The 20,157-nt window shown below is 56.0% G+C and carries 22 protein-coding genes and 3 tRNA genes; 2 read left to right on the top strand and 23 right to left on the bottom strand.

Annotated elements, in window-relative coordinates:
• Nucleotides 1-160: 160 nt before the first annotated feature.
• From PGS25_RS14225 to PGS25_RS14140, 18 genes are all read right to left on the bottom strand, one after another.
• Nucleotides 161-712 carry an ECF transporter S component gene (locus PGS25_RS14225; protein WP_118360663.1) on the bottom strand — a complete coding sequence of 184 codons (552 nt, stop codon included), beginning with the start codon at nucleotides 710-712 and terminating at the stop codon, nucleotides 161-163.
• A 102-nt stretch (nucleotides 713-814) separates the two neighbouring features.
• On the bottom strand, nucleotides 815-2,563 hold the full coding sequence (locus PGS25_RS14220) for an S-layer homology domain-containing protein (protein ID WP_270419188.1): 1,749 nt from the start codon (nucleotides 2,561-2,563) through the stop codon (nucleotides 815-817).
• Between the two features lie 54 nt (nucleotides 2,564-2,617).
• The gene (locus tag PGS25_RS14215) at nucleotides 2,618-3,460 is read right to left on the bottom strand and encodes a hypothetical protein (RefSeq protein WP_270419186.1); all 843 of its coding nucleotides are present in this window, start codon (nucleotides 3,458-3,460) and stop codon (nucleotides 2,618-2,620) included.
• A gap of 84 nt (nucleotides 3,461-3,544) precedes the next feature.
• The gene (locus PGS25_RS14210) at nucleotides 3,545-4,486 is read right to left on the bottom strand and encodes a 1-phosphofructokinase family hexose kinase (RefSeq protein ID WP_158580252.1); all 942 of its coding nucleotides are present in this window, start codon (nucleotides 4,484-4,486) and stop codon (nucleotides 3,545-3,547) included.
• Between the two features lie 166 nt (nucleotides 4,487-4,652).
• Nucleotides 4,653-4,877 (bottom strand): hypothetical protein, encoded by a 225-nt coding sequence (locus tag PGS25_RS14205; protein WP_270419183.1) that lies wholly within the window; start codon nucleotides 4,875-4,877, stop codon nucleotides 4,653-4,655.
• Between the two features lie 13 nt (nucleotides 4,878-4,890).
• The gene (gene rlmH, locus PGS25_RS14200) at nucleotides 4,891-5,373 is read right to left on the bottom strand and encodes a 23S rRNA (pseudouridine(1915)-N(3))-methyltransferase RlmH (RefSeq protein WP_110436090.1); all 483 of its coding nucleotides are present in this window, start codon (nucleotides 5,371-5,373) and stop codon (nucleotides 4,891-4,893) included.
• Nucleotides 5,355-6,164 (bottom strand): MBL fold metallo-hydrolase, encoded by an 810-nt coding sequence (locus tag PGS25_RS14195; protein WP_270419181.1) that lies wholly within the window; start codon nucleotides 6,162-6,164, stop codon nucleotides 5,355-5,357. Before PGS25_RS14195 ends, rlmH begins: the two co-directional genes overlap by 19 nt.
• A 22-nt stretch (nucleotides 6,165-6,186) precedes the next feature.
• Nucleotides 6,187-6,645, bottom strand: coding sequence for a GNAT family N-acetyltransferase (locus tag PGS25_RS14190; protein ID WP_270419179.1), 459 nt, complete (start codon nucleotides 6,643-6,645; stop codon nucleotides 6,187-6,189).
• Between the two features lie 78 nt (nucleotides 6,646-6,723).
• Nucleotides 6,724-8,010: a UDP-N-acetylglucosamine 1-carboxyvinyltransferase gene (locus tag PGS25_RS14185; RefSeq protein WP_118761256.1), complete on the bottom strand. Its 1,287-nt coding sequence runs from the start codon at nucleotides 8,008-8,010 to the stop codon at nucleotides 6,724-6,726.
• A gap of 188 nt (nucleotides 8,011-8,198) precedes the next feature.
• Nucleotides 8,199-9,026: a hypothetical protein gene (locus PGS25_RS14180; protein ID WP_270419175.1), complete on the bottom strand. Its 828-nt coding sequence runs from the start codon at nucleotides 9,024-9,026 to the stop codon at nucleotides 8,199-8,201.
• A gap of 23 nt (nucleotides 9,027-9,049) precedes the next feature.
• On the bottom strand, nucleotides 9,050-10,366 hold the full coding sequence (locus tag PGS25_RS14175) for a hypothetical protein (RefSeq protein ID WP_270419174.1): 1,317 nt from the start codon (nucleotides 10,364-10,366) through the stop codon (nucleotides 9,050-9,052).
• On the bottom strand, nucleotides 10,363-12,138 hold the full coding sequence (locus PGS25_RS14170) for an ATP-binding protein (RefSeq protein ID WP_118761253.1): 1,776 nt from the start codon (nucleotides 12,136-12,138) through the stop codon (nucleotides 10,363-10,365). The genes PGS25_RS14175 and PGS25_RS14170 overlap by 4 nt, the downstream gene beginning before the upstream one ends.
• A 3-nt stretch (nucleotides 12,139-12,141) precedes the next feature.
• Entirely contained in the window at nucleotides 12,142-12,837 is a 696-nt protein-coding gene (locus tag PGS25_RS14165) for a response regulator (protein ID WP_110436083.1), read from the bottom strand.
• A 40-nt stretch (nucleotides 12,838-12,877) separates the two neighbouring features.
• Nucleotides 12,878-13,417, bottom strand: coding sequence for an NUDIX hydrolase (locus PGS25_RS14160; protein ID WP_270419172.1), 540 nt, complete (start codon nucleotides 13,415-13,417; stop codon nucleotides 12,878-12,880).
• 13 nt (nucleotides 13,418-13,430) lie between these two features.
• A complete protein-coding gene (locus tag PGS25_RS14155) occupies nucleotides 13,431-15,341 on the bottom strand; it encodes a glycoside hydrolase family 13 protein (RefSeq protein ID WP_270419170.1) in 1,911 nt (636 codons plus the stop codon).
• Nucleotides 15,342-15,556: 215 nt separating this feature from the next.
• Nucleotides 15,557-15,865 (bottom strand): thioredoxin, encoded by a 309-nt coding sequence (gene trxA, locus PGS25_RS14150; RefSeq protein WP_270419168.1) that lies wholly within the window; start codon nucleotides 15,863-15,865, stop codon nucleotides 15,557-15,559.
• 12 nt (nucleotides 15,866-15,877) lie between these two features.
• Entirely contained in the window at nucleotides 15,878-16,690 is an 813-nt protein-coding gene (locus PGS25_RS14145; protein WP_270419166.1) for a DNA-3-methyladenine glycosylase family protein, read from the bottom strand.
• Nucleotides 16,687-17,061: a DUF3783 domain-containing protein gene (locus tag PGS25_RS14140; protein WP_158574665.1), complete on the bottom strand. Its 375-nt coding sequence runs from the start codon at nucleotides 17,059-17,061 to the stop codon at nucleotides 16,687-16,689. The genes PGS25_RS14145 and PGS25_RS14140 overlap by 4 nt, the downstream gene beginning before the upstream one ends.
• Nucleotides 17,062-17,201: 140 nt before the next feature.
• Here PGS25_RS14140 and PGS25_RS14135 point away from each other — a divergent pair, with 140 nt between their 5' ends.
• Nucleotides 17,202-17,999: a ZIP family metal transporter gene (locus PGS25_RS14135; protein ID WP_207663033.1), complete on the top strand. Its 798-nt coding sequence runs from the start codon at nucleotides 17,202-17,204 to the stop codon at nucleotides 17,997-17,999.
• 131 nt (nucleotides 18,000-18,130) lie between these two features.
• On the opposite strand, the gene PGS25_RS14130 is transcribed toward PGS25_RS14135, so the two are convergent.
• On the bottom strand, nucleotides 18,131-18,847 hold the full coding sequence (locus PGS25_RS14130; protein ID WP_158580250.1) for a LytR/AlgR family response regulator transcription factor: 717 nt from the start codon (nucleotides 18,845-18,847) through the stop codon (nucleotides 18,131-18,133).
• Nucleotides 18,848-19,034: 187 nt separating this feature from the next.
• Between PGS25_RS14130 and PGS25_RS14125 the strand changes: the two genes are divergently transcribed.
• A complete protein-coding gene (locus PGS25_RS14125) occupies nucleotides 19,035-19,259 on the top strand; it encodes a DUF6514 family protein (protein WP_118564449.1) in 225 nt (74 codons plus the stop codon).
• A gap of 8 nt (nucleotides 19,260-19,267) precedes the next feature.
• Here PGS25_RS14125 and PGS25_RS14120 read toward each other — a convergent pair whose 3' ends face one another.
• The 4 genes from PGS25_RS14120 to PGS25_RS14105 form a co-directional block, all read right to left on the bottom strand.
• Complete coding sequence (locus PGS25_RS14120; RefSeq protein WP_118360649.1) at nucleotides 19,268-19,636, bottom strand: Hpt domain-containing protein; 369 nt, start codon at nucleotides 19,634-19,636, stop codon at nucleotides 19,268-19,270.
• A gap of 141 nt (nucleotides 19,637-19,777) precedes the next feature.
• Nucleotides 19,778-19,853, bottom strand: a tRNA-Thr gene (locus PGS25_RS14115).
• Between the two features lie 35 nt (nucleotides 19,854-19,888).
• Nucleotides 19,889-19,965 (bottom strand) — tRNA-Asp (locus PGS25_RS14110).
• A gap of 14 nt (nucleotides 19,966-19,979) precedes the next feature.
• Nucleotides 19,980-20,056: transfer RNA gene (locus tag PGS25_RS14105), tRNA-Ile, on the bottom strand.
• Nucleotides 20,057-20,157 lie beyond the last annotated feature (101 nt).

Here is a 20,157-nt window from a genome sequence, read left to right as displayed (position 1 = left end):
GTCAAATTCATTTATATCATCGACGTTGATTGGTGCAATTCAAGTAGAAACAGCGTGGTGAGGTCACCCCGCCGTTCCACAGAGAATCACACGATGACAAATTAAAATTCGCATAAAAAAAAACGGTTCCGGAGACGGAACCGTTTTTCCTATCCATTTATCAAGCGCGAATCTTCTCGCCCATCTCCGCGCTTGCGTGACTGAGTACCGGAAGCAGCACCGCACCAACGATGATGCCCGCAATGCCCTGCACGATATTCATCGGCACGCCGAGAACAACCGCGGCTGCCGCAGCGCCCATGCTGCTGCCCATCACGACCTCCATGCCGACCTCGTACACAAAGTAGCCCAGAACCATGACGATCTCTGCCGGAATACCGCACAGAACCACACGGGTAATCGTATTCATGCCCTTGCCTGCCATGCGGTGGTACAGCCAGCCGCCGAGCAGAGCGGTCAGCGCCTTGATGGCAAACGTGCCGGGCACCCATGCCATGTAGCCGCCGATAAGGTCCGCCATCATCGAGCCGATACCGGCTGCCAGTGCGCCCAGACCGGGACCGAGCAAAATGCCGCAGATCAGCACCATGCCGTCACCGAGGTGAATGTAGCCCTGTGTTGGTGTCGGAATGCGGATGATCATCGTAGCAACTGCCGTCAGTGCCGCCAGCAGTGCTGCCAGCACAAGCTTTCTGATATTTTTCCCTGTCATATCGCATACCCTCTTTTCCAGTATTTCTGTCTGTAAGACTATTGTATGCGATATTGTGGCTTCGGGAAAGTGTCAGTTCAAACAAGTTTCACAAGGTCAGTTTCAGGCATTCGCCTTGAAATTATTGATGTAGTAATCGCCGTTTTCGTCGTCCATCACAACGCAGACCAGCTTGCCCTTGGAGACAACCTTGGCCTCATCCACGCCTACGCAGATCCACTTGCGCGGGTCAACCGTGGTCTTGAGCTTAGCCGCCGCGTCTGCCGCCTGCTTTTCATCTGCAAAGCGCAGAACAACGATGGAATGTGCCTGCGAGGTAATCATAGACTCGGAGGCCACGCCTGCCTCAAACTTGATGTCATCCGTACCAAGGTACCAGAACAGGCCGCGGCTCATGCCGTCCTCACCCATGCCGTTGTAGAGCGCCTCCTCAGCAACGCCCATGCCGCCGAACGGACGCGCACCGTAAATCTTGCTCACCAGTGCGGAAAGCTGCTCGTCCACTTTGACGGTCTCCGGCTGCTCCGGCTCGGTCACCTCCGGCTTTTTATAGCCCCAGACAGCCTCGCCGTACTTCTTCATGAACAGGTCGTAATTCTCGTTGTAGCGCTTCTTATACACGCTTTCAATCTGCGGGTCAAAGGTGTACGCCGTACCGTCAATGGTGATCTCGGTCCATGCGTGAACCGACTCACTGCCCTTGGGCGAAACGCCGGTGCCCGGAATCGCCTGTGCATCAAAGCCGATCTGACGGGCGAGGTAAGTAAAGCCTGCCGCCCACGAGTAGCAGTTGCCCTTGTGAGTCTTAAGCATATCGGTCGCAGAGGTCAGCGCCCAGTCGCTCTTCGAAGTGTCAGCCGCGCCGATGCCGAGATAGCCGAACGTATTCTTCGCGTAATCATACACTGCACGCAGCTTCTGCTGCTGGGTCATGCTGTCCTTGACAACGCTCTTTACTGCCGAAGCCAGCAGCGCGTCCAGTTCGGTCGAGCCGGTGATGTAGTAGCCATTGTGGTCAAGCTCGAGCGAGCCGATGAACTTGTCATGGTCAAACTGCTTGTCCTCATTGACATGGAACAGCTTGCCGCCAATATTATGCCAGCCCGGCGTCAAATCGGTAGTCTCCTTATCGAATGAGGTCCACTGTTCGGAGCCGCTCGACTTGTCAAACTTATGGTCGGTAGTTGCCTCAAGCATATCCCAGTATGCCCAGTGCGTGTTCGGCACGTCCGGCATAATACGGATGCCCCCACTCGTATTGATCGTAAACTTGTCCGCCTGACGGCCGAGCACACGGTTGAGGATGGTTACCGTCTCCGCACGGGTAATCGGCGCATTCGGACGGAAATTCGTGCCTGCCGAAATCCAGCCCTGTGCCAGAGCGGTCTGCACCGCATTGTACGCCCAGTTGGTCTTGGGTACATCGGCGAACGACTTGTCCGTGCCGATATCGGTGTGCGGGAAGCGCGACAGAATCGCTACAAACTCCGCACGGGTAATCTTAGCGTTCGGCTTAAATGTGCCGTCCGTATAACCGTTCACCAGACCGAAACCGGTCATTTGACGAACAGCATCCGCATACCACGCGGAAACCGAAACGTCATTAAACAGATGGTCCTCATTCTTGACCTTGTTCACCAGCAGAGAGGCCAGCAGCTTGCTCGCCTCTGCACGGGTGATGGATGCATCCGGACGGAAGGTGCCGTCCGTGTAGCCGTTCATATACTGCATATGCTCTGCGGTATTCAGCTGCGGCTGCGGTGCCGAATTCTGAGCCGCGCACGCGGAAATCGGCAGAGCTGCCGCCATCAAAGCCGCAAGCGCACCTGCGGTCATTCGTTTTTTCATCATACTTCCATACTCTCCTTCAGATCGTTTTCGGGGATAGTATTGAATTAGACGGAATCACTCGTCATTTGGTTCCCTGTTTTGCTCATCTTTTTTACTTTTTTCTTTTTCGGGATCGAGCACAACCGGAATGAGTGCTGCCGCCAGCTTGCCCTTGCCGCGGTGCTTGACGTAGAAGAAGCCGATAATGGAAAACGCGATCGCACCGATGCAGTTGACCTGCAGATCCTTCATCGTGTCGATCAGGCCAATATCCAGATAGCCGCCAAGCTGCTCCGTCCAGTCCTCACCGTTGACGCTGACCGACTCAATCTGCACATGCACCGGCACATTCAGGCCGTCCGGGTTGAGCGACACCGTGTTGATCTCGTGCACGACATAGTCCTTCTGCATGTCCGTGTGCATCACCTGATCGGCGGTGAACTCGAAAAATTCCCACAGCACGCCGACCGTCATGGAGAAGCAAAACGCCACGATAGCCAGGAACAGCGGCGACAGCTTGAAGGTAAACCGTTCGCTTCGGTTAAACAGGTCAACCAGGCAGAAGCCGACCGCCGCGACCAGAAATCCGTTTATCGTGTGCAGCATGGTGTCCCATCCGGGAATGATGGTGTAGAACGAGTTGATCTCGCCCAGGATTTCGGCGGCATAGATAAAGCAGTAGATGATAGCTTCCATCATCGGCGGGATGTCGATGGCAAGCTGTTTTTCAATCAGCGTCGGCATCGCCAGCAGCACAAGCGACAGCACGCACACGAACATATTCTCATACCGCTGCATGAACGCACAGCGGATGAATGTCAGCACGACCAGAAGCGACAGTACGCCGCGAATGGTCAGTCTGCGGCGTACGCGGCGGCGCTGCTCCGTGACGCGCTGCTGTAATTGTTTTTTATCCATATTTGTTAACTCCTTAAAGTAATTGCGAAAAGAGTAAAAGAGAGAACAACGCGCTTCGTTGTTCTCTCCGTAGTGGTTTCTTTCTTACAGAACGTAAACCTGCGTGGTCTCGTACACCTCGTAAACCTTCTTGAGAGAGGCCATCTCGGTGCCGGCCAGACGGGCACATGCACGGCCCATCGCAACGGCGTAGCGTGCCACCTCGTCAAACTTCATGCCCGCGTGCATAGCGTTTGCAATCGCACCGACCATTGCATCACCGGTACCGACCGCACCTTCGTCGTAGATCTTCGGGTTGGTGGTAACGTACAGCGACTCCGGCTCGTCCTTTGCGGTCAGCAGAGCGCCCTCCTGACCCATGGAAACACAAACAGCCTTTGCGCCCATATCCAGCATCTTGCGTGCAGAATGTACAACGACCTCGGGATCGGCGGACGGCTTGTCGCCTACAGCCTCAGCCAGCTCGAAGATGTTCGGCTTTACAAAGTCCGGCTCGCACCTCAGTGCCTCCTGCAGCAGCTCGCCCTGTGCGTCGATGATCAGCTTGCAGCCGTGCTTCTTGATGGTCTTGCACAGCTTACGGTAGTTCTTCAGCGGGAACTCCGGCGGCGTAGAACCCGACAGAACGAAGATATTGCCCTCGTCCAGATAGTTCTCCATGCGGTCGAGCAAACGCAGGAAATCCGAATCATCCAGCTTGTTGCCCGGCTCATTTACCTCGGTATGGCCGCCCTGCGCATCAATGATCTGCGTATTGACACGGAGTTGTCCCGCAATATCAACAAAATCGTGGTGAATGTCCGCTGCTGTCAGCATGTCCTTCATAATGCGGCCGTTTGTGCCCGCACTGAAGCCAAGCGCAATACTGCTGCCGCCCAACGCCTTGATCGCGCGCGACACGTTGATGCCCTTGCCGCCCGGTTCCAGATGACTGGACACCGCGCGATTGAGCTTGCCCACCTGCAGCGGATGCTCGATCCGCTGCGTACGGTCCAGTGCAGCGTTAAGCGTTATCGTGATAATCATGGGACGCCCCTCCTGAAATATAATTTCCCTCATCGCGGCTTCGCATTTGTCCCGTGCGAATAACCGCGTTCTCATCTATATTACATTTTACAAAATCTTATGAATAAAGTAAATGGTTTTTCTTGATGTTAGCCACATTTAACCGGGTTGTTTTTGTACCCAAACTTTATTTGAGCCAGCCGCAGTCTCCGCACCACGGACACTCCCACTGTTTGCCCGTGACTTTTGCTTCCGCGCCGCACATCGAACAGCGCATTTTACCGGTTTTCGGCAGCGGTTTCGGCTTTGGCGGCTCTTTCGGCGGTTCCTGCTGCCGACGGTACAGCCGCGCAAAAAAGACTACGCCGAGCAGCAGCACCACGGCGATCGCCGCGATCTGTTCTTTTGTCATGCTGTCCCTCTTCTCACTTGTGGTACTTGCCGCCTGCCGCGATATTGAGCGCGCGGTAAATCTGCTCGAGCACCATCACTCTTGCCAAATGATGCGGAAACGTCATCGGTGACATGGACAGCCGCAGCGCCGCCTTCTTTTTCACCCGCTCGGACAGACCGCACGAGCCGCCGATGAGCACGCAGATCTTGCTTGTCCCCGATACGGTCAACTTGCCGAAATAGTCCGCCAGCTGCTCAGAGGACATCGGCTTGCCTTCTACGCACATCGCAATCACAGACGCGCCGGGCAGCAGCTTGCTCTCGATGAGCGCGGCTTCCTTTTCGAGCGCCTGCGCGATCTCGCCCTCAGAGGGCGTCTGCGGCAGACGCTGCTCGGGCAGCTCGATGATCTCTAATTTACAATATGCGCCGAGACGCTTGGTATATTCCTTTACAGCGTCTGCCCAGAATTTTTCTCCGAGCTTTCCAACGCAGATCAGCCGGACAGAGAGCATAGTTTTTCCTCCCCAAACGATACCGGATGCTCCATGTGCTCCTTTGGTGCAACGAGCACCTCGCACGCGGGCAGTCCGCGCAGCGCCGACAGCGTTTGCTGCCGCGCCAGCTCCGGCATGTTGTTTTTCTCACTCAGGTGCGCCAGCACGAGCGTTCGCGTGCCGCTTTTCACCAGATCCGCTGCAAATACGGCGCAGTCCGGATTGGACAGGTGCCCGCTCGGTCCGGCAACACGCATCTTGAGCGAATACGGGTACGGACCGGCCTGCAGCATGTACGGGTCATGGTTGCTCTCCAGCACGACCATTTCACAGCCGCGCAGAAGCTCGGCCGCATCGCGCGGCACAAAGCCAAGGTCGGTCGCAAAGCCGAACCGACTGCCGCCGTGCTCGAATATGTAGCCCGTGCTCTCGGCTGCGTCATGCGGCGTCGGAAACGGCACAACGTCCACATCCCTGACCCAGAAGCGCTCACCGCTGTCGAATATGTTCAGACGGTCGGCGTACTCCGGATTCTTTTCCTCGAAAGCCTCGGCTGTGCCGCGAGTGGCAAACACCGGCGCCTTCGCTTTTTTAAGAAACATCGGCAGTCCCTTCACATGGTCGATGTGCTCATGCGTCAGCACCACCGCCGAAATATCCTCCAGCGTGAGCGACAGTGCCTTCAGCGCAGTCGTAATCCTGCGCAGCGACACACCGAGATCGATCAGGATCGCGGTGCCGTCCGCCATATATAAGCCGCAGTTGCCGCTCGAACCGCTGGCGATACTGTAATAATAATGCTCTGCCATAGTACTCCTTCAGCAGTTGTTTTCATCCGTTTGTGTGCTGCAGAAAGGCGGTTCGCGTTAGAATCATCGGTGTGACGTTTCCGCAGTAGAATGCGAACGGTTCCCCGGCAATCTCCGCGCCGAATCCGGTAAGAATGTGCACCGTTGCGTCTCTCGCTTCGAGGAAAATGTTATCCACATCCTGTGCAAAAACATCGTCCAGCACACGTTTCAGCAGAAAGGTTCCCTTGTGCTGTCCGCGCAGCCTGCGCGCGACCGTGATGCAGCCCATGTGCCACTGCCCGCCCTCACGGTAAATGGCCGCTGTGCCGACGAGTTCGCCGTCCTGCTCCAGGCACCACCACTGCGGCTGCTTATCCGCCGGGATGAAGTTCAGCTCCTTCGGAATATCCTGCTCGTCCGCGAAAATCTGCGCGGCAAAAGCGAGAACCGCATCCATGTCCGCATCAGACGCACGCCGAATCATACACTCTGCTTTCATTCTGCTCATCTGCCTTATATTCTGCAAAAAAGGCGAAAGGATGCTCCCTCCGCCTTTTTTCCTCATTACAATTAGAAATTACTTGTTCTCGGCGCTTTCCGGAATCTCGGAGCGATACATATCCGCACCCAGAGCAACAAACTTCTCTACGAGCGTCTCATAGCCGCGCTCGATGTTCTGCACCTGCTCGACCTCGGTAACACCCTTGGCTGCCAGACCGGCGATAACCATCGCCGCGCCTGCACGCAGGTCGTGTGCACGGACCGGAGCACCATTCAGCTCCCTGACACCCTCAACAACCGCGATCGCACCGTCCACATGAATGTTCGCACCCATGCGAGTCAGCTCCTCGGTATAGCGGTAGCGGCTGCCCCAGATCCCCTCGGTGATGATGCTGGTGCCCTCTGCCAGACACAGCGCCGTCGTCATCTGCGGCTGCATGTCGGTCGGGAAGCCCGGGTACGGCAGGGTCTTGATGTTAGTCTTGGTCAGCTTTCCCTCGCGGCGAACGAGCACCGCATCGTCAAACTCGGTGACCTCAACGCTCATCTCGCGCAGCTTTGCGGTGATGCACTCCAGATGACGCGGAATAACATTCTTCACCAGAACCGAACCGCCGCAGGCTGCAACGGCTGCCATGAAGGTGCCCGCCTCGATCTGATCCGGAATGATGGAGTAACTGCCGCCGTGCAGGCTCTCTACACCGCGGATCTTGATCACATCGGTGCCGGCGCCCTTAACATCCGCACCCATTGCATTCAGGAAGTTCGCCAGATCGACAATGTGCGGCTCCTTCGCGCAGTTCTCCATAATCGTCTGACCCTTGGCCAGAACGGCTGCGAGCATGATGTTCATGGTCGCGCCGACCGTAACAACGTCAAAATAAATATGTGCGCCGTGCAGACCGTCCTCGGGTGCCTCGACCCGGATGTAACCGCCCTTGGGCAGCGTTACCTTTGCGCCCAGAGCTTCAAAGCCCTTGATGTGCTGGTCGATCGGACGGACGCCGCCGAAGTTGCAGCCGCCGGGCATTGCTACCTCGGCAAAGCCGTACTTGCCGAGCAGCACGCCGAGCAGATAGTAGGATGCGCGCAGCTTGCGCTCCAGCTCGTGCGGCTTGAGGCTCGGGTTCTGCGCATTCTGGATTTCCACCGTAGTGGCGTTGATCTGGCGGATCTGCGCACCCAACTCGCGCATGATCTCCATCTGCAGCGTTACATCAATGATCTTGGGCACGTTTTCAAGACGAACCGGGCCATCTGCCAGCAGAGCCGCCGGAACGATTGCGACCGCTGCATTCTTTGCGCCGGAGATGGTCACCTCACCATTCAGCGTCTTGCCGCCGTTGATTACATACTTTGTCAATCTACCTACTCCTCACTAAGCCTTGGCGCGGAAATCTCCGCGTTTTTCTCCGAATACTGTATCTTATGTCAGCGAATGACTGTCCGTGCCGACCCTCTTTGCGGGCAGCTCCGACAGCGGCTAAACCCATTCGCGTAAAATCTCACTAATACATTTTACCACAATTTCAGATAAAGAAAAGCAGTTTTTCAGTTTTCTTCACCGATGATCGTCTTTTTGTCACAATCCACCAAATATTCGCCTGTTTCGGTGTCAATCTTCCAAGTAGGTGTAAGACGAATACGGCGGCTGCTGTCGGTTTGCATACGGTAACCGGCCGTCATCGACTCGATCATGCCGGTTTCGCCGCTTTCTGCGGCAAACTGCAGCAGAGCATCTGCTGCGCTGCAGGTAATGCTGATGCCGTTCGCAGTGGTATACGGCGTACCAAGGCTCCACAGTCCGACGAGCGACACTGTGCCGTCTCCGGCGGAAAAGTCCAGTGTCAGCCGCCGGTTGTGCACCGGCAGTCCGGCGACCGAGCCGGTCAGCGTAACTGCCATGTCCTCCGCCGTCCAGTGGGCCTGTTCGGCCTGAAAGCCCCACCGGCTGCACAGTCGGCGCGCCTGCTCGAGCGCTTCCGATGCGGAAGTCGGCGCAGATTCAGTCAGCGTATAGTCCGCCTGCACATTGCCGTCCGCCTGCCACTCGAGCGTGCCCTTGTCACTCTCAAAGCGCACCGTGCCGTCCTCCTGCTCGGTGCGTTCAGCGTGTTCGCCCAGCATGGCGGCTGCGATCTTTTCCTCATCTGCGCGACTGCGGTCGAGCGACAGCTCGGGCAGCGTGATGTCCTCCGGAAGCGAGAACGCCGTATCCAGCTGCATCCCCCTGGCGCTCACCAGCGTGCGCAGATTGGCCTCAAGCTCACTCGTTCTCCGGTGGCTTTGCCAGCCGCGTACCGCCAGATTGCCCAGCAGAAACAGGTTGATCGCAAGCAGTATTGCGATCAGTATATTTTTGACTTTATCCCATTGCAAGCGCTCTCATCTCCCTTCTGCGGTCACTCTGCCGCATTTTTCAGATAGAACCGGCTCGGTACATACTGTCCGTCCTGTGACCGGTAGGCTGCCATCAGACCGCGTTCCGCGCCGGAGGCTCCGGCTGCCGCCTGTTTTGCAGGCATGACCGTGCGTTTGCCGCCGGTCGGCTGAAATTTCTGCAGCCGAATCGTTGCCGTGCGCAGCGCACTGCCGTTGAATACGAAGGTAGCAAAGTCCGCGTCACCGAGCACCGGCACGCCGCTGTACATCTGCAGAAAAATCAGCGTGGTTTGTTCTTCGCTGCGCTCCACCGCGTACAGCGACGCATGCGTATCCGTATCGCCCGCTCGCTGCGCCGCATCAAGAATCAGCCGGGCGCAGTCCAACTGTGCATCCAGCGCCGCCGCATCCGTGATATCGCTCTCGTCATAAGCGCTCACCGTTGCCGAGCCGTCCGTGGACGCGTACTGCACCAGACCGGACGCATTCAGCCGCAGTGTGCTCGTATCATCGAGGAACACGCGGACAGTTCCATCCTGCTCGTTGTAAAAATCCGTGTAGGCCGTGTAGCCGAATGCACCAAGCAAATCCTCCAGTCCGGTGCCGCTCTGTGCGGCAAACAGGTTGATCTGCGCCGGTTTCAGCACCGGAAGCGACAGCGCCTCGCTGTCGAACAGCAGCGTTTCCGGATAGACCGCATACGCATCTCCCGCAAAGCTGCACGACAGACCGCGGAAGTTCTTCTGTGCCTCCTCGAGTGCATTCTGCGAGACCGCTGCATCCGCAGCATACAGCCTGCCGTCTGCCATGCGGACAAACAGCCGCTGCACACCGGCGGCATACACCAGTGTTTCGACCTGCAGGCGGTCATTATCCTTCCACGAGCCGCCCAGCCAGCCCGCAATAGACTGCATCGGGATCGCACCGTGGTAGCGCAGCAGCGCACAGCTGCCCGACCGCAGAGCCGTGCACAGCTCACTCTCATCAGCCGGCCGCAGCCCCTCACCTGTGAGCGCCTGCGACCACAGCGAACGCGTCGCCGTGATGCCGGCGTCAATATCGGTCAGATTGTACTGCACGCCGTACAGCTTGCCGTCAACGGTCAGCGCCATCTGTGCCGGATCCGCCGCCGAAACACCGGAGGACCGTATCTCATAGCCCACCGCACCGCCTACAAAGCGGTCGTGCAGACGGCGGAGTGCGCTGTCTGCGGGCATTTGCGCAATGTTCAGGCCCATCAGCCAGTTTACCGCGCACAGCACGCCCATCAGTCCGCACAGCACCAAAAGCGAGATATTTTTTGCTGTGTTCTTCGCTGAGCGTTTCGCACCTCTCATACCTTATCCTCCCTGCCGTGCGGCTTGAGGTCGGTCGGAAGCGTGATCGTCACGGTCGTGCCCTTGCCGTATTCACTGGTCAGAGCGATCTTTCCCTCGTGCTGCTCAACGATCTCCTTGGCGATCGCCAGACCCAGTCCGGTGCCGCCTGCGGCTCGCGAGCGTGCCTTGTCCACGCGGTAGAATCGCTCAAACAGGCGCGGCACATCGTCCGCCGGAATGCCGACACCGTTGTCCTCAACTGTGATGCGCACATGGTTTGCGCCTGCGCGCTGTGCCGCCAGACGGATCCTGCCGCCCGAAGGCGTGTACTTGACCGCGTTGGACAGAATATTGACCACAACCTGCTCGATGCGTTCCCTGTCGCCGACCATCGGCGGCAGGTTCGGCTCGGTCTCAACGAGGATCATGTGACCGCTGTCCTCAGCGGTCAGCTTCATGGCATTCGTCACCTTTTTCAGCAGATCGGACACCGAGAACCGCGTCATACGCAGCTCCATCCGTCCGTAATCCAGCTTGGAAAGCGTCAGCAGATCGGTGACAATACGCGCCATGCGCTCGCTCTCGCTCGAAATAACGCCCAGAAACTGCTTTTCCATGTCAAGCGGCAGCTCTCCGGCGGCATCGAGCAGCGTTTCGGTGTACGAGCGGATGTTCGTCAGCGGCGTGCGCAACTCGTGCGACACGTTTGCTACAAACTCGCGGCGTGCGTCATCCAGACGGCGCTGCTCGGTGACATCGTGAATGACCGCGATGACACCGCCCTCGCCATCCAGTGCGCCGTAAGGCGCCAGCGTGACAGACAGCACGCGCCCAAATCGCGTAATCTCGTTCGTAAGGAAGCTGCGCGAGACGGTTTCGTCCGTGTCCGGCATGTCCAGATCAGCAAACATCTCATCAAAGCTCAGCTTCTGCTCCACACGCACGCCCAGCAGATTTTCGGTTGCCGGATTCATGTGGATGAGCGTGCCGTCGGTCGTAAAGGCGGCTACGCCGTCGGTCATGTGCAGGAACAGCGTGTTCAGCTTGTCGCGCTCTCCCTGTACCTCGCCGACCGTGTTTTTCAAACGGTGCGCCATGTAATTGAACGAACGGGTCAGCTCGCCAATCTCATCCGACGACTGCACGCCGAGGTCCTGATCGAAGTTGCCTTCCGCGATTGACCGCGCACCCTCGGTGATGCGCTCGATCGGCGTGGTGATGGTCTTGCTGAGCAGGAAGGACAGCAGGATCGCCGCCAGCAGGCCGAACATCATCGCCTGCATGACAATCTGGAAGAACCGCCACGACAGGTCGGAAATCTCCCGCTTGTTGTCTGCAATATACACGATGTAGTCCACCGCACCGTCGCCGTTCTTGTCCAGCGGCACCGCAATGTCCATAATGCTGTCGGATACCGCCGAGCGCGTTCCGGTCTCTCCTGCCATTGCGGCAATGACGTTGCTCGTGCGGGTAACGGATACATTCGGGTTGGAGCCGTCAAGGAAGCCGCCCTCACTGTCGAGAATGGCATAGTTGCGGTAATCGTCAATGCCGAGTCGGCTCTTGTGTGCATCTATGATAGTTTTCAGACCATCCGTGCCGGGTTCGGCAGCCGCCTCCTGCATGGAGCGGATGGTGTCGGTCGTGAACACCGCCTGCATCTGCTCATAAAAGCTGTTCAGATAGAAGGTGTTGATACTGTTGATCAGAAACGTGCCGACCACCGCCATAACGGATACGATCAGCAGCACCAGAATCAGCACCAGTTTTCTGTGTAGTGAACGGAACATAGCTTACTCCCCGTCAGCAAAGTAATATCCCATGCCTCTTTTTGTGATGATGTATCTGGGACTTGCCGGTTCATCCTCGATCTTCTCGCGCAGACGGCGGATCGCCACGTCCACCGCACGCAGGTCGCCGTAGTAGTCATAGCCCCAGACCTGCTCCATCAGCTCCTCACGGGAGAAAACCCGTCCCGGAGCAGCGGACAGGAAGCACAGAATATCAAATTCCCGCGCGGAAAGCTCGAGCGGATGACCGTTTTTGTAGACCATACCGTTGTCCTTGGATACACGCAGACCGCCGCCGGACGGCGCTTCCGCCTTTTCCCTGTCCTCTCCTGCGTAGGTACGGCGCATGTTCGCCTTGACGCGCGCCATCAGTTCACGCATAGAGAACGGCTTGGTGATATAATCGTCTGCACCCAGCTCGAGACCCATGACCTTGTCGGTCTCTTCCTCACGGGCGGTCAGCATGATGATCGGTGTGTCCTTTTCCGCGCGCACCCGCCTGCAGACCTCAAAGCCGTCCATCTCGGGCAGCATGACATCCAGCAGAATCAGGTCGGGCGCTTCCTCAAGCGCGCAGCGCAGACCTTCCGCGCCGTCATACGCCGCGAGTGTGTCGTAGCCCTCACGCTGTAAATTGAATACCAGAATGTCTGAAATGGCCTTTTCGTCCTCAACCACAAGGATTTTTTTCTTATCCAAACCCTTTCCTCCTCTGCACTCTCCAATCTCCACTCTTATCTTAGTAAAGATTCTTCAGCTTTGCTCTATACATAGCCGCCACCGTTTTTGCATCGCGGATCTCGTCCCGCTCGATCATTTTCTCTACCTCTGCGATCGGCAGTCGCACGACCTCGACAAATTCGTCCTCATCCGGCTGCATTTCGCCTTTGGTCAGGTCAAGCGCGGCAAACAGATAGGTCACCTCGGTCAGAAAGCCGGGAGACGGATAAATCGCGCCGAGCGGCACGATGCGTCCGGCGGTACAGCCGGTCTCCTCCTTCAGCTCGCGGATGCCGCATTCCTCGGCGTCCTCCGGACCGTGGTCCATCTTGCCGGCGGGCATTTCGAGCAGCTCGGTATCGAACGCATAGCGGAACTGCCGCACAAGAATAACGTTGCCGTCCTTGTCGATCGGCAGCACGCCGACACCGCCGACATGCTCACAGACCTCGCGCGGCGCAGTTTTGCCGTTCGGCAGCGATACCTCGTCCACACGAGCGGTCATGATCCTGCCTCTGAACTTATATTCGCTGGAAAGCTGTTTTTCTGTCATATCCATAGAAAAATCCTCCTTAATCGGCTGCATTTACACAGCGCAGGATATAGGCGGTCTCCGGCGGGACGGATACGATCAGACCGTCCGGGTCGGCGTACGCGAAGCCCTCGCCGCTGAGCAGGTCGAGCGCATACAGCGCATCAATTTTTGTTTCCGCATACTGGTGTCCGCGGTTGACCACGATTACCAGACGCGAGTCTCCGCTCGTGCGCTCATAGCGCAGCAGTGCACCGGCTGTCGTGTCGCTGAACTGCAGGTCGCCGTCCGCAAGCGTCTGTTCCTCGGCACGGATTTCGCACAGCCTGCGATAGAACGCAAGCAGCTCCTGGTTTTCGTGTCCCCACGGGTAGGTCTGGCGGTTGAACGGGTCCTCGAAGCCCTGCTGACCCGCCTCATCACCGTAGTAAATGGTCGGCGAACCCGGCATGGTGAACTGGATGACCGCCGCCATCCGCAGGCGGCGCAAGGCGATTTCCAGACGGTCCGGCGGCAGCTGATAGTGTGCGCGGCCGTTTCTGTCCAGCTTCCACTCGTTCTCGGTTACGCCGAGAAGGGTGAGCGCACGCGCGGTGTCATGCGTACCTACAACGTTCATCAGGTTGTAGAACACGTCCCGCGGGTAGTTTTCGCGGATGCACTCCATGCTCTCCGCGAAATGCTCGGCTGTGCCGCCGTTCAAAAAGCCGAAAATAGCGTCTCGCAGCGGGTAGTTCATAACCGAATCCAGTTCGCCGCCCTGGAAATAGCGTCGGCGCTCGGAGTATGCGATTTTGTTGGACGCATCCTCCCACACCTCACCGATGATGAGCGCATCGGATTTTTCCCTGCGGGCTGCCGCGTTCAGCTTCCGGATGAAGCTGTCCGGCAGCTCGTCGGCAACATCCAGCCGCCAGCCGGACGCGCCCAGCCGCAGCCAGTGGCGGACCACGCTGTCCTCGTCCTCAATGATGTAATCCTGATAGCTGCCGTCGGTCTCATTGACCTGCGGGAGCGTGTAGATGCCCCACCACGATCCGTACTCGTTCGGCCAGTTGCGGAAGTCAAACCAGCTGAAATACGGCGATTCCTTGGACTGGAACGCGCCTACGCTGTCGTAGTGACCGCGTGCGTTGAAATAGCGGCTGTCGTAGCCGGTGTGATTGAATACGCCATCCAGTACAACGCGCATGCCGCGTCTGGCGGCTTCGCTGCACAGCGCCCGGAAGTCCTCCTCACAGCCGAGCAGCGGGTCGATGCGCTTGTAATCGCCGGTATCGTAGCGGTGATTGGAATACGCCTGAAAGATCGGATTGAAATAAATGGTGGTAACGTGCAGGCTCTCCAGATAATCCAGCTTGGCGTATACGCCGCGCAGCGTACCGCCGAAAAAGTCGTTATTGAGAATTTCGCCGTGCTCATCCGGCAGATAGACCGGAATATCGTCCCAGTTCTGGTGCAGCACACGCGGGATCACGCCTTCACCCTCCGGCTGCTCAGGTGCCTTGTCGCGGCAGAAACGGTCCGGAAAAATGTTGTAGGTGATGCCCTCACCGAACCAGCGCGGCGTATGGTATTCGCCGTCGTACACGGTCAGCTGGTACTTATCGCCGACCGCCTCGAGCAGCTCCGCCTGACCGCCGTAGCCGCGTGCACAGTAGTGCAGACCATCCGCCAGCTCCACCGAAAAATAATACCAGTACAGACCGGGGTGCGGCGGCGTATAGGTTACCGTATACCGATCATGTGAGCCTTGATAGCCGCACCAGTGCAGCGGATAGGATTCGGCCTGACAGCCGTCTTCCTCAATCCAAAGGGTAACGTGCAGCGCGCCCTGTGCCCGCTGCGGATAAACAGAAAACTCGACCGCCTGCCCTGCCGGTACCGCGCCATACGGCTTCTTGCATGCAGTGCTGCGGGAGTGAAACATACTATCAGAAATGCGATTCACGCAAGCTCCTCCAAACATATATCCTCTTGCCAAATCATACCTTACCATTATATCAGCAATATTGGCGGTAGTATTTTTAGTATAGCACAAAACCGCAGAACGGTAAACAAAAGCTGTCGCACGAAAGAAAAGAAAACCGGCTCAATACAAACTTTTTAGGTGCAAAGCAAAGAGCTGGCTCCAACGGAGTCAGCTCTTTTGATTCGGTTTTGATTTTAGCCGAGCAGATTCAGGATTTCTTCCTTCGGCATAGCGCCGACAGCCTTATTGACAACCTCGCCGTTCTTCATCACGATCAGGGTCGGGATGGAGACAATGCGGAACTGCATGGACAGCTCACCCTGCTCGTCTACATTGATCTTACCGACCTTGATATCGTCACGCTCGTTTGCGATCTCGTCCACAATCGGCGAAACCATGCGGCAGGGACCGCACCACGTTGCCCAGAAGTCCAGCAGGACCGGCTTGTCCGACTTCAGCACTTCGTTCTCGAAATTTTCCTTCGTAATGGTTACTACTGCCATATTAAACACTCCTTAACCTTTCAGTGATAATTCATAATAAAATGCATACTGCTGCATGACACCCGCAAAGCCTTTATATCGTTTCAGCGGAAACCCTTTCGGATAGTGTGTGTCCAGCATTTGACGGATATGCGTATCGACCGGAAACGCGTCGATGTGATGCAGCGCAAACAGACAGATACACTCCGCAACCTTGATGCCGACTCCGGTCAGCCGCAGCAGCGCGGCTTTGGCGCGGGCGTAATCCATGTGCCGGATAGCTTCCAGATCGACCTCACCGGACGCGACCTGCCGGGCCGCAGCGCAAATGTATTTGGCGCGGTAGCCGAGCCGCACCGGCGCAAGATCCTCGGGCGTGCACGCCGCCAGACGCTCTGCCGTGGGAATGCTATTGTATACCTGTTCACTCTTATTATAACAGATTTCCCCGAAAAGGGAACACAAATTTTCGACACACTTGGTGATCCGCGCGATATTGTTCTGCTGCGAGATGATAAAGCATAGAATAGTTTCCCACAGATCCTGCCGCAGAATACGCAGTCCGCCGCCGTATGCAACGGCGTTCTGCAGATAGATGTCGCGTTTGGCAACTGCGGCTTTGCAGCGGCCGTAGTCCGCATCCAGATCGAAATACGGCCGCCAGATGGCGTTAAACTCGTCTTCATCGCAGTCGAACCGTACGGTCCGGCCGTTCTGCTGAATATTCAGCAGGTGTGTGCCCGCAATCAAATCGTACGACTTATCCCCAACCCTGTGGAAGCGGAAGCACTGACCGGAGCTTGCGATCTGGTCGATGTCGAAATCGTTCAGTACGCACTCGATCATTGGTGCATAGCCTCATGCTCGCGCACCAGCTCGGTAAACAGGTCGCTCAGCGTCCAGCCGATATTGTGCTCGGTGACCATGGCCTTGTACGGCACAGAAACACCATGCGCCTTCATTTCACGGAGCAGAATGTCCAGTCTCTTTTCAGTAAAGCCGTCCAGCACCATCATCGGTGCGGAAGGCGCATCTGCAGTCGCGTCAGTCGGCTCAAAGCCCTTGCGGTTCAGCAGAAAGCCGACGGTCTGACCGGCAGAGACCGCTTCGACATTCTTAATCCGCACGCCCATGCGAACGAGCACGGTCTTAAGTGCCGCAGTCTGTTCGCTCGGCTGCGGCTCGAAATATAACACTTTTTCACGGGATGCCGCCATAGTGGAACCCTCCTGTTTTATTCTCATAAGATTGTATGCTAATATTATATCATTTCTGTCAAGTCCCCTATTGACAGAAAGTGTGTTCGGTGCTATGCTCATAGTTAGCAATAACTAACCGATTAAAAAGAGAGGTGCGTATGATACAGCAGACATTGCTTTGGGCGGCCGCAGGCACAGGCTTCACCTTCCTGATGACCACGATCGGCGCCGCCATGGTATTCTTTATGAAACGGCAGTCCAGCGCTCTGATGCAGCAGATTTTTCTCGGATTCGCGTCCGGTGTGATGATCGCCGCGTCCATCTGGAGTCTGCTCATTCCCGCGATTGACGAGGCCGCGCAGAACGGCCAGCCGGGCTGGATACCCGCTGCAGGCGGCTTTATCCTTGGTTTGGTGCTTATGCTTACGCTGGACGGCTTAATGCCGCACCTGCACAGCGGCGCAGAGCAGGCCGAAGGTCTGCCGTCCTCCTTTCGGCGAACCACGCTGCTTGTTCTTGCAGTGACGCTGCACAACATTCCGGAAGGCATGGCTGTCGGTCTGTCATTCGCTCGCGCCGCGCAGCACACCGGCAACGCAGGATTGTTTGCAGCGGCAGGCGCGCTTGCCATCGGCATCGGCATTCAAAATTTCCCGGAGGGAGCCGCAGTCGCGCTTCCGCTCCATCAGGAGGGGCTGAGCCGCGCACGCTCATTCGTTTACGGTTCGCTGTCCGGCATTGTCGAACCCATCTTCGGCGTGCTTGTCGTGCTGTGCGCGTCCGCGCTGACACCGTTCATGCCGTGGCTGCTGTCCGCTGCGGCAGGCGCGATGCTGTACGTTGTGGTCGAGGAGCTGATTCCCGAGGCACATCTCGGCGAGCATTCACATCCGGGCACGCTTGGTGTGATGGCGGGTTTTCTGGTGATGATGGTGTTGGATACAGCTTTGGGATAATTGAAAATGGAGAATTGAGAATGGAAAATGAAGTTTTCTTTCTCCTTCCACAAAAACGAAAAGCGTCCCAATGGGACGCTTTTCGTTTTTCAAATAATCCGTGTTTTGACTTTGCCTAATACAGATTATCCTCAATATCTATTATGAATCTGTTTGCAGTAATCAAAATAGACTTGCCGCAATTCCTTCAGATTTTTCTTGCGAATGAGCACCACATCGTCGTTTGTAAGGATAAAGTCCTTATCCACAGCTTTGACGTAGTTCATATTCACAAGGAAGCTCTGGTGGCACCGCAGAAAACACGGAGCCGTCAGTTCCTGCTCAATCTCGCTGAGTTTTTTATATATTGTGTATGTCTTTTCGCCCGCCTGATGCAGAATGCACTGTGAGTTATGGCTTTCCACATACATAATCTCTTCGCGCGGAATGTGTAGCACCTGCAAACGATTCTTGATCGCGTATGTATTCTCGACGATATCGGACAATACACGGTGCATGGTTCGCTCGAACGTCTTCGGGGTATATGGCTTGAGCAGATAACCGGATGCACCGACTTCAAAGCTGTCCGGTGCAAAATCCAGCGCAGCAGTACAAAATACGATCGTGCCCTTGTAGCCAATCTCACGCAGACGGCGTGCTACGTCAATGCCGAGCGGCGGGTCCATCAGAATATCCAGCAGAATAATATCAAACCATCCGCCGTCCCCAAGCTCATAATAAAGCGGTTCACCGCTGTCGTACATTTTGTAGGAATAGTCAATCGCATGTGAATTGCAGTAATGACTGAGAAAATCCACAAGGATATCTCGTTCTAACGCCGAATCATCACAAATTGCGACCCGCAACATGGTTATTGACAGTCCTTTCTCGTCAGTTTTTGTCGAATTTCTTAGCGGCTTCTTAACACATTCTGCCGATTTCACAAGATTCTGTTCCAATTTCACAGAATAGCAAAAACCGCGTGATTCTTCTGATAAAATAAACATGTTCCCAAATGAAGTGGGAACATCAGCAAATATCGACGGAGGAAGCATCATGTTTGTCTACAAAGTAATCAAAAAAAATCACTATTCGCCTGAGACCGGAGCTTATATATCTTTCGGTATCAGTGCTCACGATCCACAGCACGGACAAACCTGCTTCGTCCCCGATGTGTTCATCGGTGAGCCGGAAGCTCGCGCCTTTACAGAACGCCTGAATACGCTTCAGGTGTCGCCCATCCATTTGATTGATGTGATTGAGGACACATTAGGCGTTTAACACGCAGATTACATAAAAATGCCCAGTTCAGAGGCCAGAGAGCGAATTGCCTGCACAATGCCGATGTATTCGGCCGTGACTTCGTATCGCAGTTCCGTGATTTCCTCATCCCGATTGCCGCGCAGCGCTTGCAACAGTGCTGCGCTCTTCTTTTCCAGCCGTATAAAGCCAAAGCTGCGTGCCTGTCCGGTCAGCGTGTGTACCGCTTTGATTGCCGCATCGCGATCGTGCCGACCCAAGGCATCGTTCAATTCCGCGCAGCAGGGCTCGTCCAAAAATCGGATCAGGAATTTCTGCAGCATATTCTCGTTATAAAAGCGACGGCAGGCTGCTTCAAAATCTCCATCTATCGCTCGATAAAATTTATACAGAGACATATCGACATCTCCCTACGGATATTCTATCATTTCAAAAATCGACTGGCAAGAGGTGAAAATAGTTTTCTATCGTCATTTCTCGACAAAGATCGCGTTTTGCAGTAAAAGAAAAACGCCTGATCAAATGATCAGGCGTTTTTATGGAGCTGCTAACCAGATTTGAACTGGTGACCTCATCCTTACCAAGGATGCACTCTACCGACTGAGCTATAGCAGCGAAAGAAAAAACGGCACGATTACGGTACCGTTTTTTGGCGACCCGGATGGGACTTGAACCCACGGCCTCTAGCGTGACAGGCTAGCGCTCTAACCAACTGAGCTACCGGGCCATATTAACTTAATTTGGTGGGCCTTCGGGGACTTGAACCCGGGACCGACCGGTTATGAGCCGGTTGCTCTAACCAACTGAGCTAAAGGCCCATATAGGGAATCGACTTTACCCTGCCGTCACGATAAAGTGACGGCAAAGCATTGTCTGAATGGCTCCTCAAGTTGGACTCGAACCAACGACCCTGCGGTTA

This window comes from Butyricicoccus sp. AM78-15b2TA (genome assembly GCF_027665985.1).
In the GTDB taxonomy this organism is placed as follows: Bacteria; Bacillota; Clostridia; order Oscillospirales; family Butyricicoccaceae; genus Agathobaculum; species Agathobaculum butyriciproducens.
The sequence above is the reverse complement of the archived record's forward strand: the minus strand, read 5'-3'. Positions and strand labels throughout refer to the sequence as shown.

Bases quoted from the DNA above. Each gene is read 5' to 3' on its own strand.
- PGS25_RS14225 (WP_118360663.1), bottom strand. From the start codon at position 712: ATGACAGGGAAAAATATCAGAAAGCTTGTGCTGGCAGCACTGCTGGCG.
- PGS25_RS14220 (WP_270419188.1), bottom strand. From the start codon at position 2,563: ATGATGAAAAAACGAATGACCGCAGGTGCGCTTGCGGCTTTGATGGCG.
- PGS25_RS14215 (WP_270419186.1), bottom strand. From the start codon at position 3,460: ATGGATAAAAAACAATTACAGCAGCGCGTCACGGAGCAGCGCCGCCGC.
- PGS25_RS14210 (WP_158580252.1), bottom strand. From the start codon at position 4,486: ATGATTATCACGATAACGCTTAACGCTGCACTGGACCGTACGCAGCGG.
- PGS25_RS14205 (WP_270419183.1), bottom strand. From the start codon at position 4,877: ATGACAAAAGAACAGATCGCGGCGATCGCCGTGGTGCTGCTGCTCGGC.
- rlmH (WP_110436090.1), bottom strand. From the start codon at position 5,373: ATGCTCTCTGTCCGGCTGATCTGCGTTGGAAAGCTCGGAGAAAAATTC.
- PGS25_RS14195 (WP_270419181.1), bottom strand. From the start codon at position 6,164: ATGGCAGAGCATTATTATTACAGTATCGCCAGCGGTTCGAGCGGCAAC.
- PGS25_RS14190 (WP_270419179.1), bottom strand. From the start codon at position 6,645: ATGAAAGCAGAGTGTATGATTCGGCGTGCGTCTGATGCGGACATGGAT.
- PGS25_RS14175 (WP_270419174.1), bottom strand. From the start codon at position 10,366: ATGAGAGGTGCGAAACGCTCAGCGAAGAACACAGCAAAAAATATCTCG.
- PGS25_RS14170 (WP_118761253.1), bottom strand. From the start codon at position 12,138: ATGTTCCGTTCACTACACAGAAAACTGGTGCTGATTCTGGTGCTGCTG.
- PGS25_RS14160 (WP_270419172.1), bottom strand. From the start codon at position 13,417: ATGGATATGACAGAAAAACAGCTTTCCAGCGAATATAAGTTCAGAGGC.
- trxA (WP_270419168.1), bottom strand. From the start codon at position 15,865: ATGGCAGTAGTAACCATTACGAAGGAAAATTTCGAGAACGAAGTGCTG.
- PGS25_RS14145 (WP_270419166.1), bottom strand. From the start codon at position 16,690: ATGATCGAGTGCGTACTGAACGATTTCGACATCGACCAGATCGCAAGC.
- PGS25_RS14140 (WP_158574665.1), bottom strand. From the start codon at position 17,061: ATGGCGGCATCCCGTGAAAAAGTGTTATATTTCGAGCCGCAGCCGAGC.
- PGS25_RS14135 (WP_207663033.1), top strand. From the start codon at position 17,202: ATGATACAGCAGACATTGCTTTGGGCGGCCGCAGGCACAGGCTTCACC.
- PGS25_RS14130 (WP_158580250.1), bottom strand. From the start codon at position 18,847: ATGTTGCGGGTCGCAATTTGTGATGATTCGGCGTTAGAACGAGATATC.
- PGS25_RS14125 (WP_118564449.1), top strand. From the start codon at position 19,035: ATGTTTGTCTACAAAGTAATCAAAAAAAATCACTATTCGCCTGAGACC.
- PGS25_RS14120 (WP_118360649.1), bottom strand. From the start codon at position 19,636: ATGTCTCTGTATAAATTTTATCGAGCGATAGATGGAGATTTTGAAGCA.